The organism is Compostibacter hankyongensis, from assembly GCF_039541075.1.
GTDB lineage: Bacteria > Bacteroidota > Bacteroidia > Chitinophagales > Chitinophagaceae > Compostibacter > Compostibacter hankyongensis.
Map to the genome: position 1 here is coordinate 977,956 of NZ_BAABFN010000002.1, position 19,753 is coordinate 997,708.

Annotated in this window: 12 protein-coding genes; 8 read left to right on the forward strand and 4 right to left on the reverse strand. The window is 55.6% G+C overall.

Features of this window, described 5'->3' with window-relative positions; all coding sequences use genetic code 11:
- Positions 1-4 precede the first annotated feature (4 nt).
- The 5 genes from ABD851_RS08745 to ABD851_RS08765 all read left to right on the forward strand — a co-directional run bounded on the left by ABD851_RS08745 (position 5) and on the right by ABD851_RS08765 (position 10,037).
- Positions 5-1,312 carry a 4Fe-4S dicluster domain-containing protein gene (locus ABD851_RS08745; protein WP_344978303.1) on the forward strand — a complete coding sequence of 436 codons (1,308 nt, stop codon included), beginning with the start codon at positions 5-7 and terminating at the stop codon, positions 1,310-1,312.
- A gap of 136 nt (positions 1,313-1,448) precedes the next feature.
- Entirely contained in the window at positions 1,449-2,249 is an 801-nt protein-coding gene (locus ABD851_RS08750) for a (Fe-S)-binding protein (RefSeq protein ID WP_344978306.1), read from the forward strand.
- Between the two features lie 168 nt (positions 2,250-2,417).
- A complete protein-coding gene (pfkA, locus tag ABD851_RS08755; protein ID WP_344978308.1) occupies positions 2,418-3,401 on the forward strand; it encodes a 6-phosphofructokinase in 984 nt (327 codons plus the stop codon).
- 75 nt (positions 3,402-3,476) lie between these two features.
- Positions 3,477-4,967: a pyruvate kinase gene (gene pyk, locus ABD851_RS08760; protein WP_344978310.1), complete on the forward strand. Its 1,491-nt coding sequence runs from the start codon at positions 3,477-3,479 to the stop codon at positions 4,965-4,967.
- A 267-nt stretch (positions 4,968-5,234) separates the two neighbouring features.
- Positions 5,235-10,037, forward strand: a complete 4,803-nt coding sequence (locus ABD851_RS08765; RefSeq protein ID WP_344978312.1) for a translocation/assembly module TamB domain-containing protein — start codon at positions 5,235-5,237, stop codon at positions 10,035-10,037.
- A 21-nt stretch (positions 10,038-10,058) separates the two neighbouring features.
- Here ABD851_RS08765 and ABD851_RS08770 read toward each other — a convergent pair whose 3' ends face one another.
- A complete protein-coding gene (locus ABD851_RS08770; protein ID WP_344978315.1) occupies positions 10,059-11,261 on the reverse strand; it encodes a bifunctional 3,4-dihydroxy-2-butanone-4-phosphate synthase/GTP cyclohydrolase II in 1,203 nt (400 codons plus the stop codon).
- A 274-nt stretch (positions 11,262-11,535) separates the two neighbouring features.
- Here ABD851_RS08770 and ABD851_RS08775 point away from each other — a divergent pair, with 274 nt between their 5' ends.
- Positions 11,536-14,820 (forward strand): TonB-dependent receptor, encoded by a 3,285-nt coding sequence (locus tag ABD851_RS08775; protein WP_344978317.1) that lies wholly within the window; start codon positions 11,536-11,538, stop codon positions 14,818-14,820.
- A 152-nt stretch (positions 14,821-14,972) separates the two neighbouring features.
- Here ABD851_RS08775 and ABD851_RS08780 read toward each other — a convergent pair whose 3' ends face one another.
- Positions 14,973-15,191, reverse strand: a complete 219-nt coding sequence (locus ABD851_RS08780; protein WP_344978320.1) for a hypothetical protein — start codon at positions 15,189-15,191, stop codon at positions 14,973-14,975.
- 150 nt (positions 15,192-15,341) lie between these two features.
- Between ABD851_RS08780 and ABD851_RS08785 the strand changes: the two genes are divergently transcribed.
- The gene (locus ABD851_RS08785) at positions 15,342-15,929 is read left to right on the forward strand and encodes an RNA polymerase sigma factor (protein ID WP_344978322.1); all 588 of its coding nucleotides are present in this window, start codon (positions 15,342-15,344) and stop codon (positions 15,927-15,929) included.
- Between the two features lie 2 nt (positions 15,930-15,931).
- The gene (locus ABD851_RS08790; protein WP_344978324.1) at positions 15,932-17,017 is read left to right on the forward strand and encodes a S1C family serine protease; all 1,086 of its coding nucleotides are present in this window, start codon (positions 15,932-15,934) and stop codon (positions 17,015-17,017) included.
- Positions 17,018-17,020: 3 nt separating this feature from the next.
- Here the strand turns inward: ABD851_RS08790 and ABD851_RS08795 are convergent, their stop codons facing one another.
- Together ABD851_RS08795 and ABD851_RS08800 are read right to left on the reverse strand one after the other, a co-directional pair.
- Complete coding sequence (locus ABD851_RS08795; protein ID WP_344978326.1) at positions 17,021-18,670, reverse strand: UxaA family hydrolase; 1,650 nt, start codon at positions 18,668-18,670, stop codon at positions 17,021-17,023.
- A gap of 320 nt (positions 18,671-18,990) precedes the next feature.
- On the reverse strand, positions 18,991-19,710 hold the full coding sequence (locus ABD851_RS08800) for a carboxypeptidase-like regulatory domain-containing protein (protein WP_344978328.1): 720 nt from the start codon (positions 19,708-19,710) through the stop codon (positions 18,991-18,993).
- Positions 19,711-19,753: the final 43 nt, after the last annotated feature.

Genomic DNA, 19,753 nt, shown 5'->3' on the forward strand with positions numbered 1-19,753 from the left:
GACCATGCCTCTCCTACAGCAAGTTGCGTTTATCCTTCTACTGACCGTCGCCGTTTATCTGTTTGTCCGGAAAGTGCGGGAAATCAGGCGCAATATATTCCTGGGCAGCAGCACGATGCGCTCCGGATCGGAGCGGCAGCGCTGGCGTAATGTGCTGCTGCTGGCCCTGGGGCAGAAAAAGATGTTCCGGAAATGGATACCCGCCGTGCTGCACCTGCTGGTATATGCCGGCTTCCTCATCATCAACATCGAGATACTGGAGATCGTGCTCGACGGTATCCTGGGCACCCACCGGCTTTTTATGGTCCCGATGGGCGGCAGCTATGTTCTGCTGATCGGTTTTTTTGAAATACTGGCGGTGCTGGTCATCCTGGGATGCGTCTTCTTCCTGGCCCGGCGGAACATCCTTCGGATCCGTCGCTTTCACAGCCCCGAAATGACCCGCTGGCCCAGATCGGACGCCAACATTATCTTGCTTGCCGAGATCGTGCTGATGCTGCTCTTCCTGACCATGAATGCCGCCGACCAGGCCGCACAACGAACCACAAACCCCGGATTGCGGACCGGCACTTTTCCGGTGAGCGGTCTGCTCGCCACCCTGTTCGGCGGGTGGTCTGCCTCCGCCCTCCGGGCCCTGGAGCGGACCTGCTGGTGGCTGCATATTGCGGGGGTGCTGGCCTTCCTGAACTACCTGCCTTATTCCAAGCACCTGCACATCATCCTGGCTTTCCCGGCGGCCTATTACAAGCGGCTGACGCCTTCCGGCGAGATGACCAATATGCCGGCGGTACAGCGGGAGGTAAAGCTGATGCTGGACCCCTCCGCCGCGGCGGACAGCGCAAGCGACGCCCTGCCCGCAAAATTCGGGGCGCGCGACGTTGCCGACCTAAGCCGGAAAAACCTGATGGATGCCTACAGCTGCACCGAATGCGGGCGCTGCACGGCAGCATGTCCGGCCAGCCAGACCGGGAAGCGGCTATCTCCCCGTAAGATCATGATGGATACCCGGGACCGGCTCGAAACGCTGGGAAAGACAAGTCGGGACGCCAGCCCGCCTCAGGATCAGGAAAAGCTGCTCCTCGACGGCTATATCAGCGCCGAAGAGCTGAATGCCTGCACCTCCTGCAGCGCCTGCGTAAAAGAATGCCCCATCGGTCTCGACCCGCTGGATATCATCCTGCAGCTGCGGCGTTACCTGGTCATGGAGGAATCCCGGGCCCCGGCAGCCTGGAACGACATGTTCGGGAACATTGAGAACAACAGGGCCCCCTGGAAGTTCAGCCCCGATGAACGGGAGCAGTGGATAAACTGATTTGGTGATGTGCTGATGTGCTGATTTGGTGATGTAACAATGTGCCAATTTGAGGATGAAGCCACCCCAAAACATTTAAAACTATGATGAAATAAATCATCAAATTATCAAATCACCAAATTATCAAATCGACCCTATGCCTGTAAAGACAATGGCTGAAATGGCCGCCGCGGGCGAATCCCCCGAAGTGCTTTTCTGGGTAGGCTGCGCCGGCAGCTTCGACCAGCGCGCCCAGCGGATCACCCGGGCCTTCGCCGCCATCCTGAAAAAGGCCGGCATCCGCTTTGCCGTTTTGGGGAAAGAAGAAAACTGCACCGGCGACCCCGCCCGCCGCGCGGGCAATGAGCTGCTCTTCCAGCTGATGGCCCAGCAGAACATACAGACGCTCGACAGCTATCATATAAAAAAAATTGTCACGGCCTGTCCGCATTGCTTTAACACCTTAAAAAATGAATATCCCGCGCTGGGCGGTTCCTACGAGGTGATCCATCATAGCGTGTTCCTGCAGCAGCTGATCGACCAGGGCAAGATCCGGCTGAAGGAGGGCGGCGTTTTCCGGGGGAAAAAGATCACCTATCACGACTCCTGCTACCTGGGAAGGGCCAATGATGTCTACGAAGCCCCCAGACAGGTACTGAAAGCCCTGGATGCGGAGCTGGCCGAGATGAAAAGCTGCCGCAGCCGGGGCCTGTGCTGCGGCGCCGGCGGCGGACAGGCATTTAAGGAAGAGGAAAAAGGCAAGCTCCGGGTCAGCCAGCTCCGGGTCCGGCAGGCCGTGAGCACCGGGGCCGCCGTTATTGCCTCCGCCTGTCCCTTCTGCATGACCATGCTCAGCGACGGCATAAAGACCGAAAACAGGGAAGAGCAGGCAGAAGTGCTCGACATCGCCGAACTGGTGGTGCAAAGCCTGGAAGACGACCCCAATTTATTTGCATAAATCCGGTTCCAAAACTGTACTTTTGTGCCTTCCGGGAAGAAGGGTAAGCCGGCCCGCAGGGCATCAAAGGCCTTGTGCCACGGCAATGGACACGGAGAAAACAGGCTGGCGGACCAACGGGGATGTGCAAGACGAACCCGTGTCCCTCAAAAAGACAAACAGGTTCAAGTGAAAAAAGTAAAAAACATCGCGGTACTAACTTCCGGAGGTGACGCTCCCGGTATGAATGCCGCCATCAGGGCGGTCGTGCGAACAGGTATTTATCACAAGCTGAATGTTTTCGGGGTTATGTATGGCTACAGGGGCATGATCCAGGACGATATCGTGCCCATGGACTCCAAATCGGTAGCCAATATCATACAACGCGGGGGAACGATCCTCAAAACCGCCCGCAGCAAAGAATTCTTCACCCCCGAAGGGCGGAAAAAAGCCTACGAGAACCTGAAGAAACGCGGCGTGGACGGCCTGGTGGTGATCGGCGGCGACGGCTCCTTCAAAGGCGCCCACGTTTTCAGCCAGGAATTCGGCATTCCCTGCATCGGGCTCCCCGGCACCATCGACAAAGACATTTCCGGCACCGACTTTACCATCGGTTTCGATACGGCGGCCAACACCGCCATCAGCGCCATTGACAAGATCAGGGATACGGCAGATGCGCACGATCGTCTTTTTATCGTCGAGGTCATGGGGCGCGATGCGGGATACATCGCCCTGTACAGCGGTCTTGCCACGGGCGCAGAGCATATTATGGTACCCGAACGTCCTTCGGATATCGAAAACATCGTAGCGGCGCTGCAGGATAACGAACGGCGGAAGAAGCTGGTGAACATCATCGTGGTGGCGGAAGGCTGTCCCCACGGAAGCGCCACCGAGATGGCGGAAGTGGTCCGGAGGGAAATCCCCAGCTTCGACACCCGCGTCTGCATCCTGGGGCATATCCAGCGCGGCGGCTCCCCCTCCTGCATGGACCGCATCATTGCCAGCCGTCTGGGCTATGCGGCCGTAAAAGCCCTCCTGGAAGGTAAATACCAGAGCCATATGGCGGGTGTCATCAACAACGAGGTGCGGTACACCCCTTTCGAACAGGCCATCAAGACCACCGAGCAGATCGGGGAAGAATGGTTCGGTCTTTACCGCATACTGGCCAGCTGATCGATGGCCCCGCCGCACCCTGCAACGGGCTGCCGCCTTAAGATCATACGTAGTATAAACATACCTTATTAGATTATGACGAAATCACGCGATCTTTCCAAGTACGTCGACAAAAGCATGAACCATGCCGCCGGACGTTCTCACTCAGCCCACAAAACAAAAATCGTGGCCACCGTCGGCCCGGCCTCCAGCAGGTACGACCAGCTGCTGTCGCTGGTGCAGGCCGGAGTGAACGTCTTCCGGCTCAACTTCTCCCACGGCACTTACGAAGACAAACTGGAAGTGATCGGGCATATTCGGAAGATCAACCATACGGAGCCTTACAACGTAGCCATCCTGGCCGACCTGCAGGGACCCAAGCTGCGGGTGGGCCTCATCGAAAACAACGCCCTGCCCGTAGCGCCGGGGGACATCCTTACGTTTACCAACGAAAAATGCACCGGCACCAAGGAAAAGATATATGTATCCTACCCCAATCTGCATAATGATGTGAAGATCGGGAACAAGATCCTGATCGACGACGGCAAGATAGAAGTGCTGGTAAAAGAAGTTACGCCGAACAACGAGGTGAAGGTAATGGTGACCATCGGCGGCATCCTTTCCTCCAACAAGGGCGTCAACCTGCCGGATACGCGGATATCCCTGCCGGCCATGACCGAAAAGGACATCAAGGACCTGGACTTCGCCATCGCTCAGAAAGTGGACTGGGTAGCCCTCTCTTTTGTGCGGAACGTGAACGACATCGTAGGGTTGCGGGCCCGCCTCGAAGAAAACAAAAGCGATATCAAGATCATCGCCAAGATCGAAAAGCCCGAGGCCATCACCAATATCCGCGAGATCATCCTCGAATCGGACGGCATCATGATCGCGCGGGGCGACCTGGGCGTGGAGCTGCCCGTGGAGCAGATACCCATGATCCAGAAAAGCATCATTCGCAAATGCATCCACCGCGCCAAGCCGGTGATCGTGGCTACCCAGATGATGGAAAGCATGATGGAGCGCACCAAGCCGAACCGGAGCGAGATCACCGATGTGGCCAATGCCGTGCTGGAGGGCGCCGACGCCGTCATGCTCAGTGGTGAAACCGCCATGGGGCAGCACCCTACCTTGGTGATCGAAACCATGACCAAGATCATCGAAGAGGTGGAGAAAGAGGACATCATCTACAACCGTAACCTCACGCCCAAACAGCATTCCCCTTCCTTTATCAGCGATGCGCTCTGCTACAATGCCTGCCGCATCGCCGAGGATGTCAATTCCGACGCGCTGATCGGCATGACCCAAAGCGGCTATACCGCCTTTATGCTGAGCAGCTACCGTCCGAAGGCGCCGCTCTACATCTTTACCAAGGTACAGAGCCTGGTGAACCAGCTCAGCCTGAGCTGGGGGGTACGGGCCTTTTACTATGCGGAAGAGGAAAGCGTAGACGCCATTATTTTTGACCAGATCGAAATCCTGAAGGAACGCGGCTTTCTGCAGGAAGACGATGTGGTGGTCAACACCGGCAGCATACCCGTCCAGAAGCACATGCAGACCAATATGATCAAGGTCACCCGGGTGGAATAACAACTAATATTTCCCTGCGCCGCAACTCCCCGCAACATTGGTAAAGATTTTGCGATTGGTTACTTTTGTATCGTAAAATCATATCCCAAAACCAGCGGCCGCCTGAAAAGAACCCTCAAAATAATATCCATTGTCCTTTTTTCCATACTGGGACTACTGCTGCTGGCCACGGTACTGATCAATATCCCCCCCGTTCAGAACTTCCTGGTCCGGGAGGCTACCAACCGTCTCTCCCGTACCCTGCATACCCGCGTCAGTATCCGGCATGTGAGCCTACGGCTTTTCGACCGTCTCTCCCTCGACGGGGCTTACCTTGAAGACAGACATAAAGATACGCTTTTGTATGCGGGCCGGCTGGAAGTAGCCGTAAACGACTTCTTTTTCCTGAAAGCGAAAACCGACTTCCGCCGGATATACCTGAAGGATGCCGTTGTCAACCTGCGCCGCCATAAAGGCGATTCCACCTGGAATTACCAGTTCCTGCTCGACGTATTTGCCTCCCCGGATACCAGCGGCAGCCAGCCGCCTCCCAACCTGGCCCTGCGCCGCCTCAGCCTGGAAAACGTACGGCTGAACAAAACCGATGCCTGGCTCGGCCAGGACATGTTCGCCGATATCGGCACCCTGCAGCTCGATGCCCGCAGCCTCGATCTGCGGAAGCACCGCCTGCTGATCCATACCCTGAAGCTGGACCACCCGGTCTTCGTGATCGCAGACTATACCGGTTCCCGGCCTCCCCGTCCCGCAGCAGCTGCTTCCCCCGGCACTGCGCCTGAGGCCGACAGCTCCGGCGCCCTGCGCTGGAACCCGGACCACTGGGATATCCGCGTAGACAAGCTGGAACTGGCAAAGGGGGCTTTTGCCCTCATCAAAAAAGAACAGCCGAAGCTGAACAGCGGTTTCGACCCGGCCCATATTGCCGTATATGATATCAACGCCAGCTTCGACGACCTCCACTTGCGGGACGACTCCATCATCACCGGCGTCAGCCTCTCGGCAAAGGAACGCTGCGGCCTCCGCATCGATCAGCTGAAATCCCGCTTCAAGCTGTCGCCCGTACAGATGGAATTTGCCGACCTGGATCTCCGTACCAACCGCAGCCGTCTCAGGGATTACTACAGCATGAACTTCAGCGATTTCAGCGATATGAGCGATTATGTGAGCAGCGTGATCATGCGGGCCAACATCAAAAACTCCGTGATCTCCTCCGACGATATCGCTTATTTCGCCCCGGCGCTTTCTACCTGGAAAAAGGATTTTACCGTAAACGGCAATGCGGACGGCACGGTGGAGAACCTCAGCGGCACCTTCTCAGAGATCCGTTCCGGCGATTCCCGTCTCCGGGGCCGGATAAAAATGCGGGGACTTCCCGACATCAACGAAACCTTTATCGACTTCCATGCCGACGAGCTGCTCACCAACGGCCCCGATATACAACGCTTTTTTTCCGCAGTACAGGAACAGCAGACCATCGACCCTTCCCTGCTCAGCTCCATACGTTTTGAAGGCAACTTTACCGGCTTTATTCACGATTTCGTGGCTTACGGAAAATTCAACACCAACCTGGGCAACCTGCAATCGGACCTGAACATGAAATTCGGGAAAAATAACAGGGCCGTGGTCTATTCCGGGAACCTGTCGGCCGACCGGTTCGATGTCGGCAAGCTCTTCCACATCGCCCGGGCGGGCGCCGCCAGCTTCAATGCCAAGCTGGACGGACAGGGGTTCGACTTTAATACCCTGAATGCCCGGGTCGACGCCAATATCAGCCAGCTGGAGCTCAACGATTATACCTACGAAGGCATCAGCACGGCCGGTACCTTTAACCGGAAGCTTTTCAACGGCTCCCTTGCTGTGGCCGATCCCAACCTGGACTTGAATTTCGAGGGCGCCATCGATTTCAATGACAGCCTGCCCATCTTCAACTTCCGCTCTCTCATCAACCGCAGCAACCTGTATGCCCTCCACCTCACGCGCGACACGGTTACCTTCAGCGGCAGGCTGAACCTGGACTTCACCGGCAACAATATCGACAACTTCCTGGGTACGGCACGGCTGCGTGAAATCTCGCTGTACAAGAACAGCAACCGCGTGGAAATCGATTCGCTCTCCCTGCACTCCGACGTCGTGAACGGTGAAAAACAGCTTACCCTTGCCGGTAATGAAATAGCCGGCACCCTCCGGGGCCGGTTCAATATCCAGCATCTTCCCGATGCCGTGGGCTCCCTGCTGAACCGTTATTTTCCCCATAAGATAAAAAAACCGGAAGGTCCCCTCCTCCCGGAAAACTTTTCCTTCACCCTCTCCCTGGGGAAGGTGGAAAAGATGCTGCAGGCCGTATCCGGCCGCTTCAGCGGCCTTAACGACAGCTATATCCGCGGTAATATCAATACCGGCAGCGATTCGCTGACGCTGACCGCCTCCGTTCCTTCTTTCGGGTACGATCGCTACCTGTTCAAAGACATTGAAATCAGCGGACGCGGAACCGACAGCATGCTGGGCCTCACCACCACCATGCAGGGGGTATATGTGGGTGACAGCCTGTTTCTCCCCAATGCGCGGATCAGGACCGTATCCCATGCAGATACTTCTTATATCAACTTCAGGACAAAATCCAACACCTCCGGGAACAATGCGGATATCTATGCCCGCCTGATCACCCCGGAAGACGGATACAAGGTGAGCATCCTGAACTCCGAGCTGCTGATCAACAACAAGGACTGGCATATCCCCTCAGACAACGAGATCATCCTGCAAAAAAGATCCGTCAGCGTCAGCAACTTCAACATCTTTCACAACGATCAGAAGATCAGCCTCAGCTCCGAAAAGACCGATTCGGGCGCAGCCCCTGCTTTTCTGGTCAATGTGCAGCAGGTCAATATCCGGGATTTCACCCGCTTCTTCAGCGGCGACAACCGGCTGGAAGGCACCGTCAACGGGCAGTTTCGCGTGCTGGACCCGCTCAACAAGCTGCAGATCAGCGGGGGACTGAAAGCCGACCGCTTCCGGATCAACAACGACTCTATCGGTTTGCTCGAGACCCGCGCCGCTTATGACAAAGAAAAAGGCGAGCTCGAATGGAGCGTGGAAAAACAGGACGACCCGGCCCGTAACTTCTCCATGAAAGGCCTGGTCGGGCTTACGGCGGATAACAAGCAGCTAAAAGGAGAGTTCAACCTGAACCATACCGATATCAGCCTGCTGGGATCCTTCCTGGGCGACTATGTCAGCGAGTTCAGCGGCACCGGTACGGGACAGCTGTCGCTGGGCGGCAATACCGAAAGCCCGCTGCTATTGGGCAAGGTGCGAATGGACAGCGTGCGGCTTAAGGTAAACTACCTGGGCACCTACTACCGCTTTACCAACGAAACCATCACCTTTACCGACAACGCCATAGACGCCGGCTCGCTTACCCTGCACGACGACATGGGGCATACCGCCGTGCTGACCGGAAAAGCCACCCACCAGCATTTCAAAAACCTGCGCTTCGATTTCAGCGTGCTCGGAAGCAACTTTCGCTTTCTCAACACCACCGAAAAGGACAATCCCCTTTACTACGGACAGGTATTTGCCTCCGGCCGCCTGCATTTCTATGGCCCGCTGAACAATATGCAGATGGATGTTACCGTGGCGCCGCAGAAAAACACCCATCTTTACCTGCCGCTCTCCGATGCAAAGGATATCGGCAAGCATGATTTTATCATTTTCCAGCAGCTGGGCAAGGAAATGAAAAGCACCCAGTCCGGCAATGCCGTAAAGACCAACCTCACCGTTCACCTGAACGCCGTCATGAACCCGAACGCTACCATTGATGTGATCGTGGATCCCAACAGCGGCGACCGCATCAGCGCCCGCGGCAACGGCTCCCTGCAGATGAACGTACGGGTGGGGGGCGACTTCAGCCTCTACGGCAATTATGTGATCGAAAGCGGTTTCTACAACTTCTCCTTTCACAACCTGCTGAACCGCAAATTCCAGATCAACGAAGGCGGTACCATCACCTGGAGCGGAGATCCCTCCGACGCCAATGTCAACATTACCGCCGTATATCATGTGCCGGGCGGCGCTACCCTGTATGACCTGATCGCGGCCGACATGGAAGTCAGCGGCAGCACCATCAACCCCACTCCGCAGGACCGCCAGCGCGAAAAAGTGGATGTGCTGCTCAATCTGAAAGGATCCCTGAAAAAACCCGACATCACCTACGATATCCAGCTGCCCGAATCGGGTATCAGCACCAGCGTCTTTGCCACTGCCAAGCTGGTGCAGATCCGGCAAAACCCCAACGACCTGCTGACCCAGGTTACGGGCCTTCTTTTCGCGGGGCAGTTTATTCCTTCGGCCTCGGCTACCAGCGGGGGGGTGCTCCGCGCCGGCGGGCTCAGCAATGCCGGCATGTGGGTATCCTCACAGCTGAACGGCGTGCTGAACAACGTCTTCGGACGCCAGCTCCGGAACGCCGGCGTGGACCTCAACTTCAACTACAACACTTACTCCGGCACTGCCGGCGGGGAACAGGGCGATCCGCTCCAGCGTAACGACGTACAGCTGAACGTAGGAAAAAGCTTTTTTAACAACCGGGTAAGGGTGGAAGTAGGGCCTTCTATCGACTGGGGACGATATAACAATACCGCCAATAACCAGATCGGCTCCAACAGCTATTTCGCCGGGGATTTCCGCCTGGAATATCTCATTTCCCCCGATGGGCATTTCCGGTTCTTCGCCTTCAGCCGGAACAACTACGACGTGCTGCGCAACCAGAGTCTTACCCGCAATGGGGTGGGCATGGCCTATCGCCGGGAATTTGATGCGCTGGATGAATTTTTTGTCTCCCGCAGGGAACAGCGGTACCAGGATTCTATACGTGCGCAGCGTTTCCGGGAGCTGCAGGAAAAAGCCATGCAGGAAGATACTTCGCATATCGACAGTATCCGGCAGGCCGCACGGCCGGACAGTCTGCAACCCTCGACCAAGCCCCCGGGCGGCCTCCGGACATCGCCTATCCTCTTCAAGGACAGTCTGCCGGGCACGCAGCAGGCGCCTCCGGCGGATACCGCCGCCGCCCAATAAAGACGCAGAAGAATAAACCGGCTATCCCTTCAGGATCTCGTGCCCCATCTTGTCCCGTTTGGTCTGCAGGTAAAAGGCATTATGCGGATTGGGACATACTTCTATAGGCACATTCTCCACGATTTCCAGCCCGTAACCGCTCAGACCCGCCCGCTTTTTCGGGTTGTTCGTCATCAGCCGTATCTTGGTGATGCCCAGGTAACGGAGTATCTGGGCCCCGATGCCGTAATCGCGTTCGTCCATCCGGAAGCCGAGCTCCAGGTTGGCCTCGACGGTATCTTTTCCCTGCTCCTGCAGCTTGTAAGCTTTTAGTTTATTGATCAGGCCGATACCGCGTCCTTCCTGGTTCATATACAGCACCAGTCCCTTGCCTTCCTGCTCCACCATCTCCATGGCGGCATGCAGCTGCTCCCCGCAGTCGCAACGCAGGGAATGCAGGATATCTCCCGTAAAGCAGGAAGAATGCACCCGCAGCAGCACCGGCTCCCCTTCCTCCCAGTTGCCCTTCTTCAACGCCATATGGACTTCGCCGGTATTGAGCTGGCGGAAAGCAATAAGCTCAAAATTGCCATACTGGGTGGGCATCTGTACCCGGACCTCTTCCGCGATCTGGGTCTCCTTCTGCATCCGGTAGGCGATGAGGTCGCGGATGGCGATCAGCTTCAGATCGAATTTCCGTGCGATCTCCCGGAGCTCGGGAAGGCGGGCCATGGTACCGTCCTCGTTCATGATCTCCACCAGCACGCCGGCCGGCTCAAAACCCGCCAGGCGGGCCAGATCGATCGTGGCCTCCGTATGACCGGTACGGCGCAGCACGCCTTCTTTCCGGGCGCGCAGCGGGAAGATGTGCCCGGGACGGGCCAGGTCGTCCGGCCGGGTATCCGGGTCCACCAGCGACAGCACGGTCTTGGCGCGGTCGTGCGCCGAAATACCCGTAGTGCAGCCATGCCCCAGCAAATCCACCGATACGGTAAAAGGCGTCTGGTGGAGGGCGGTATTCCTGCCCACCATCATATCCAACCCGAGATGGTCGCAGATATCCTCGGAAAGGGGAGCACAGATCAGTCCCCGGCCGTGGTGCGACATAAAATTGATGATTTCCGGGGTCACATTCCGCGCAGCGGTGACAAAATCGCCCTCATTTTCGCGATTTTCATCGTCCACCACAATCACCAGCTTTCCCAGCTTAATATCCGCTATCGCAGCTTCTATAGTATCCAACATATCGTTAAAGTTAAAACGGCCTCCTGTAAGCCGAAGCAAAGGTATAACAATCCGGGCTATTGGTTTGGTTCACAGTAAGGTGAAAGCCAAAAGGTAAAGAGTAAAAGGCTCTCTTGCTGAAAATGCGCATTTTATGCATAAAAATCCCAGGCGGTCCATGACTACCGACCCATGACCCCGCCCCCAAACCCCGCAGTTCATAATTTGTTAATTTTTCACGCGGGGGTCGTGCCCGAATATTTCCGTTCTTTGTATCGGAATAAACTGCACTTTTATGAAATCGCTAAGAATTCTACTATTCGTTTTTTCCCTCCTTTCCTGTATGATTACCGCCTCCGCCCAGGTAACCACGTCTGCCATCAACGGCAGGGTCACCGGCGGTGACGGCTCCGGTCTCCCCGGCGCTACGGTAGTAGCTGTTCACGGCCCTACCGGCACCCGCTACGGCACCGTCACCGATGCCTCGGGTTTTTACAATCTGCCCAATATGAACGTGGGCGGACCGTACACGCTCAACGTTACCTTTCTGGGCTATAATGAATACAAGGAAGAAGGCATCAACCTCACCCTGGGTCAGACCTCGCGGTTCAATGTCAAGCTGACCGAAAAAAGCGCTACCCTCGGCGAAGTGGAAGTGAGGGCCGACCGTAATAATCTCTTTGACGGTAACCATACCGGCGTCAGCACCACCCTCAGCCGGCAGCAACTCGAAGCCCTGCCTACCGTGGGACGGAACTATACCGATTTCGTACGCATGACCCCGCAGGCCCAGATCACCAAAGACGGCGGCGGTAACCCGGGCGTATCCATTGCCGGCATGAACAGCCGCTATAATGCCATCACGGTAGACGGCGCCATCCAGAACGACGTGTTCGGGCTGGCCGGCAACGGGGCCAACGGCGGACAGATCGGCATCTCTCCCTTCGGCATGGATATCATCGACCAGATCACTATAAATGTCACCCCTTACGATGTAAAGCAGGGCGGTTTCGCCGGAGGCGCTATCGATGCGGTGACCCGTTCGGGCACCAATGATTTCCAGGGATCTGCCTATTATCTTTTCCGGAATGAGGACCTGGCCGGCAAGAAACCGACAGACAACCCCGACGAGAAGCCGGAGAAGTTTGCTCCCTTCAGCTCCAAAACTTATGGGCTGCGGCTCGGCGGGCCTATTGTAAAGGACAAGCTGTTTTTCTTTGCCAATGTGGAGATCGACCGGAGAGAAACGCCTCAGCCGTTCACCTACACCACCTATGCCGACGGCAAAGGGGCGGATGCTGCCAGTCAGGATGATCTCGCGCAGTTGATCGCCAAGCTAAAGGGATACGGCTATGATCCGGGCGGCTACGAAAGCAATACCGAGTCCCTGGACGGTACCAAGCTGTTTGCCCGTATCGACTGGAACATCAGCGACAAGCATAAATTTACCATCCGTCACCAATATACACACGGCAACAGCATCAGCCCCGCCAACTCCAGCGCCAGCAGCATTGCCTTCGCCAACGAAGGCATCGCCTTTCCTTCCACCACAAACGCTACTACCGCCGAGCTGAAAAGCCTCTTTAACAACAAGGTCTCCAACGATCTGCTCGTGGGTGTCAACATCGTGCGGGACGACCGGAAGCCTATGGGAAAAGAATTTCCCCATGTCGGCATCCAGAAAGAAGGCGTATACTTCGGCAGTGAGGAATTTTCTACGGCCAACCTGCTGAAACAGGACGTCATCACCCTTACGGATAACGTACAGCTTTACCAGGGCAAACATACCATTACCCTGGGTACGCACAACGAGTACTACAACATGTACAACGTCTTTATCCGTCAGAACTACGGATCCTATACCTTTGCCAATCTCGACGACTTCCTGAACGACCGGCCGGCTACGGCCTATAACCGCACCTTCTCTGCGCTGGACAACAAGACGGGCGACAACACCAAGGCCGCCGCCGAGTTCAAGGCCCTGCAGCTGGGACTGTATGCACAGGACGACTACCAGCTCAGCGAACGTTTTAAGCTGACCTTCGGTCTGCGGGCGGACATGCCCATCATGCTGGATCAGCCCGCCGAAAACAAAGATTTCAATGAAAACGTCCTTCCCAAGCTGAAGCTGCCGGACGGCAAAGCGGTCAACGCCCGCACCGGGGAAGCCTTCAAGGCGGTTCCGCTGCTTTCTCCCCGCATCTCGTTCAACTGGGATGCAGACGGAGACAAGACCACCCAGCTGCGGGGCGGGGTAGGCATCTTTACCAGCCGCATCCCTTATGTATGGCTGGGCAGTCCCTACAATACCAATGGCGTTACCCTCGGCGGCATCTCCTGGCAAAATACCGACAACAACGGGGATCCCATCCAATTCATTCCCGATTGGCAGCAGCAGCCCACCGTTACTGCCGCTCCTTCTGGCGAGGTAGACATGCTGGACCGCGACTTTAAGCTGCCCCAGGTGCTGAAAGCAAGCCTCGCTGTAGACCGGAAGCTGCCCTGGGGTATCGTGGGCACCCTCGAAGGCATCTACACCAAAAACCTCAATAACGTCCTGTACTACAATCTGCGGTACAACCCCAGCGGCAAGACGCTGACCGGTGAAAGCGGCGACCACCGCACGATCTGGCAGGATGTCGGCACCGGAGTGCTGCAGCACTATACCGATATCATGTACGTCACCAATACAAACAAAGGTTACGCGTACAACATCAGCCTGCAGCTGCAGAAATCGTTTGACAACGGCTTCTTTGCCAGCGTGGGATACACCTATGGCAGCTCGAAATCCATGAACGACGGACAGTCATCGCAAAACAGCTCTCAGTGGCGGGTACCGAATATCAACGGCAAGAACGATGTAAACCTCTCCTACTCCATCTATAACCTGGGCTCCCGCGTGGTAGCCGCTGTTTCCTACCGGAAGGCATACGCTAAACACTTTGCCACCACCCTTTCGCTGTTCTATAACGGCCAGTCCGGCGCACCGTTCTCCTACGGATACTACAATGCCGCCAAGAACCAAAGCGTTACCATGGACGGAGACTACGGCACCAGCCTGAATATCATGTATATCCCCAAAGACCGCAATGATATCAACCTCGTACCCTATACCGACAATAACGGGACCGTGCATAGCGTCGATGAGCAATGGGAAGCCCTGAACAAGTTTATTGAGAAAAACAAATACCTCAGCGATCGCCGGGGTCAGTATGCGGAAAAATTTGCCGCCCGCACCCCCTTCACCAGTATCCTGGACCTGCACTTCGCCCAGGAATTCTTTATGGATCAGCAAAACGGGAAACGCCATACCCTGGAGGTGACCTTTGATGTGTTCAACCTGGGGAACCTGATCAACAAAAAATGGGGTCGGATATATACCAACTATGCCGGCATGAGCTACGGCAATTACGGGCTGGTGGATTTCGCCGGTTTCGAAGCAGACGGCACCACCCCTACCTTCAACTATAAGGATACGCCCGCCAAATCGCAATACAAAACCGTGGCCAATATCGACGATATCGGGCTGCAAAGCTCCCGCTGGCAGGGCCAGATCGGACTGCGCTATACTTTTGAATAAGAAAGGCACCGAATACGAAAACCCCGGATAGCACAAAAAAACGGCCTGTACACGCGTACGGGCCGTTTTCTTTAGACCATCAGCGTCGGTTACCGGCAAAAAAAAACGTCCCGCCTGAGGGGGGACGCTTTTTATCTTTTCAGCCTTAAATATTACTGAGCAGCGGAAGTATCCGGTGCAGCTGCGCTGGAATCGGTAGCGGGAGCCTGGTCTGCAGGAGCCTGCTGATCCATCGGAGCAGTTTCTTCAGGGGCGGCATTTTCAATGGCGGAAGAGTCCTGATTGTCACCGGTACCGGTGCCTTGGTTACATGCGGTTGCAAACAGGCCAAAAGCCATAGCAAACAGACCGACTTTGATCAGATTTTTCATGATACTTTGTTTTTACGTTTAAGATTTGGAAATAAGTAATTTTCAAATTCTATACCAGTTTATACGTAAATTGGGAAAAGGTAACCCATCTTTGTAAAAAATTTTTTCGGTTATTTTGGGTTACCATTATCTTTAAAGTGTATTAAATAAGTGAATAAGGACGTAAAGGGCGGGCTTGCTGAGGACCGGTTGCTGCTGAGAAACATGATGCAGCAGGATGAAGATGCTGTGGAGTCACTGTATAAGGATTATTACCCCGTGGCCCGGCATCTGGTGGTCAGCAACAGCGGAACGGAAGATGATGCCAAAGATATTTTTCAGGAAGCGCTCATCGTCCTCTATGATAAAGCAGCCGATCCGACCTTTGAGCTGCACAGCCGCCTCAAGACTTACCTGTATGCGGTATGCCGCCACCTCTGGCTGAAGCGGCTTCACCAGGATCAGCGCCAGGTACGGCTGACCGAGACGATGGAAGAGCAGGTGCCTGTGGAGGAGGCGCTCCTCAAACATGAAGAGGCGGACCGGCAGTTCGAGATCATGAACGAAGCCCTGGTGGCGCTGGGAGAGCCCTGCCGCACGCTGCTGGAGGATTATTATCTGCGGAAATCCTCTATGCAGGAGATCATGGAGAGATATGGGTATACCAATACCGACAATGCCAAAAACCAGAAGTATAAATGTCTGATGCGTCTGAAAAAAATCTTCTTTTCACAATATAATACCCAGCAGGAGGAATAGTGATGAACGACCTAACTCATTTGCTGCATAAAATAGACCGCTATCTGAACGGTCAGATGAACGAAGCGGAAGAACGGGCCTTCGAAGCCCTGCGCCGTGACAATGGCGACGTGGAAAAGGAATTCCATGAACAGGCTGCTTTCCGCAGTATGCTGCAGGACCATGCAGACCGGAAGGCTTTTATACAGAAGCTGCATGCAGCAGAGGAAAAAATCACCGCCCACTCCGGCATGCGCTCCGAAAAAGGGAAAAACAACATCTTCCAGCTTTCACGCCAGGCATGGCGCATGACCGGTATTGCCGCAGCGGTGGCAGTGCTGGTAGCCACCGCCGCGCTTTGGATCACCGGCGGCTTCAGCAACGATTCCGGCAGCACCTATATGATCCTGCGCCGTGAGATCGACAATATCAAAAAGTCCCAGACCGCCCTGATGAAGGACTTCAATTCTTCCCATACCCGCCCGCCCGCCGATCCCGGTTCCTTCGGCGGCACCGGCTTTGCCATATCCTCCGACGGCTATATTACCACCAACCGCCATGTGATCCGCAATGCCGATTCCGTGTATGTGCAGAATAATAAAGGGGAAGCCTATAAGGCCAACATCGTCTACCAGGATCCGGTAAGCGACCTGGCGGTGCTGAAGGTGGAAGATTCCGCGTTTATGCTTCCCGCCCTCCCTTATACCCTGGCCGCCCGCAGCGCAGATATCGGCGAAGACGTCTTTACGCTGGGCTTCCCGAAAGACGATATGGTTTACGGTAAAGGCTATATCAGTGCGGAAACCGGCTTCGAGGGAGATACCTGCGCCTATCAGATCGCCCTCACCGTAAACCCCGGCAACAGCGGGGGACCCCTCATAGATGATCGCGGCAATATCCTGGGAATCGTCAGCGGCAAGCAGACCTCGGCCAACGATATCGCTTTCGCCATCAAATCGCATTACCTGAAAAGCCTGATCGACAGCATCCCGGCGATGAACCGCAAATGCAGCATCCTGCACAGGAGCACCAATTCTCTCCGCCTCAGCCGGGTGGACCAGATCAAGAAGCTGGAAGATTACATGTTTCTGGTAAAGGTCTATAACTAACGCTTACAGGGATACGCCTCTTTTCCAGGGGATAAAATCATCCTGCCCCAGGGCCATGGCGCGGGTAATATGCTCCCCTCCCGCTACCCCGATCAGGTATTCGAGGATGGCGATGCCTGCTTCTTCCACTGTTTGTTCACCGGAGATAATACCTCCCGTATCGATGTCGATGATATCCGGCATCCGCCGGGCGAGGGCATGGTTGGTGGCGATCTTCACCATGGGCGATACGGGATTGCCGGTGGGTGTTCCGAGACCTGTGGTAAACAATTGCAGGGTACAGCCTGCCCCTCCCATACCGGTTGTGGCTTCCACATCGTTGCCTGGCGTGCAGAGCAGATTCAGCCCCGGCCTGACGGCATATTCGGGGTAATCCAGCACATCCGTTACCGGGGAAGTACCCCCTTTTCGCGCTGCCCCGGCCGATTTAATGGCGTCGGTAATCAGCCCGTCCCGGATATTTCCCGGCGAAGGATTTTTATCAAACCCCGACCCAACCGCTTCCGCACGGTGCGCATAAGCCGTCATCAGCCGGGAAAAACGTGCGGCGATATCGTCGTTTACACAACGGTCGATCAGCTCCTGCTCTACGCCGCAGAGCTCGGGAAACTCGGCCATCACCACCCGGGCTCCCAGGGCCACCAGCAGGTCGGCGCAATGGCCGACAGCAGGGTTGGCCGAGATGCCGCTAAAGCCGTCCGAGCCGCCGCATTTTACCCCCACCGTAAGCTTGCTGAGCGGCGCAGGCTTACGCTGCTGCTCGTTTATCACGGCAAGGCCGAGAAAAGTCTGCCGTATCGCTTCGCTGATCATGGCAAACTCGCTTCCCCACGCCTGCTGCTCAAAAAACAAAAGCGGCTTGTCAAAATGCGGGCTCCTCTTGGCGATCTGCGCTTTCAGGATATCGAACTGGGCATGCTGGCATCCCAGGCTCAGCACCGTGATGCCGGCCACATTGGGGTGTACGGAATAGCCTGCCAGCAGACCGCAGAGATTGTTGGCATCTTCCCGGGTACCGCCGCATCCGCCTTCATGAACGAGAAATTTAATGCCATCCACGCCCGGGAACAAACGGTTACGGCCGTACGATGCCCGGTTATCGGCAAAGGTCATCTTCCGGATCGCCTCCGGATCATGGGCATCCTGCCAGGCGGCAGCCATTTCACGTACCTGCATCCGGTAGATATCCGGCTGGGCATATCCCAGCTCTTTCAGGAAGGCATCCCGGATGATCTGTATGTTCCTGTTCTCACAAAAGACGAGAGGGATCACCAGCCAGTAGTTCTGCGTCCCTACCTGCCCGTCGCTGCGGTGATATCCCATAAAGGTGCGGTCCTTCCAGCGGCTGATATCGGGAGGCTGCCAGTGGTAAGTTTTGGTCCGGCGTCCGTAATGCTGTGCAGCATGCTGCACGTTGTGCACCGTCAGTAACCCGCCGGCAGAGATGGCCTCCACCGTTTTCCCGACCAATACGCCGTACATATATACATCCTCTCCCGGGGCAAGAGCCCGGACGGTAAACTTGTGCTTTTGCGGAATATCCGCCGCCAGGCGGACGCTTTGGCCGTCCAGCGCAAATTCCGTCCCTGCCCTCAGATCGGCCAGGGCCACCCGTACGTTGTCCCGCGGATGTATCTGTAATACCCTTTTCATCCGTTAATCTTGTTTTTTTTACGGTCGGATGACTGCAAAGCTGCATCGAGACCTATCATAAATCAACTATGAGCCATATAAACCCCGCACATCAGCGCGCTCCCCTGCCATAAATATTAGCGCATCCGTTTCGTAAGTATCCCTGCTCATTTAATGCCTGTGCTTATTTTAAAAGCAGACCGGTTTTCCTGGGTAAATTTTAAAAAACCGGGCGGCGTATGTTGATTGAAAATTATCAATTATACATTTTATTTTCACCCGTATACTCCGGGCTGCCGCACTGCGCCGGCCCGGCAGGATAAGATACGGTACAGGATGGGTCAGCGGGTTTTCCGGATATAATCTTCGTACTGCTGCTTTATCCAGGATTGAAATTCCAGATCGGAGGATATACGGGCGAACCCGTAGGGAGGTCTCCGGGCCTGCATAAAGGCATGCAAGGCGTCTCCGCTGAGACCGGTGAGGCGGGTGACCAGATCGGCGGTATAACGGCTGTCAATAAACGCATTTTGTTCAAACACTGCATATTGCTCCAGAAAACGGCGCTTCTTTTTTTCCGCCGCCCGGGTGAAGGGGTGCAGCACCAGTCCGAAGCCGGCATCATTGTTCTTGGGCGACCGTTCGTTATCCACCAGCTTCACCGGCGGCTTATCCAGGTATTCGTGAAAAAGCTGGCGCCGCTGCAGCGAATCGCGCTGGTAATCGGTAAGTCCGCCGATTTCCACTTCGGGGAGCTCCTGGCTGCTGACCTCCAGATAGATATCTGTCGGAGCGCTTTCCGTTCCTTTTATCGTAAGGCTGTCCGTTTTATAACCCAGGTAGGAGAAAAATACCTCGTCGCCCTTCCGTGCCACGATATGATAATTGCCGCCCTGATCCGTCATCCCCAGCGTACCCGCTGTTTTATTAAAGACGGTGGCGGGATAGAGGACGCGATCGCTGCCCTTCTCCAGCACCCTGCCGCTCAGCACCGTCTGGGCGGCTACCGGGCATACCCCTCCAAGCAGAAGAGCTCCTATCAGAAATGCATAAATTCTCACGGCTACATTTATAACAATTTTGCCCGGGAATGGTTGAGGAGCG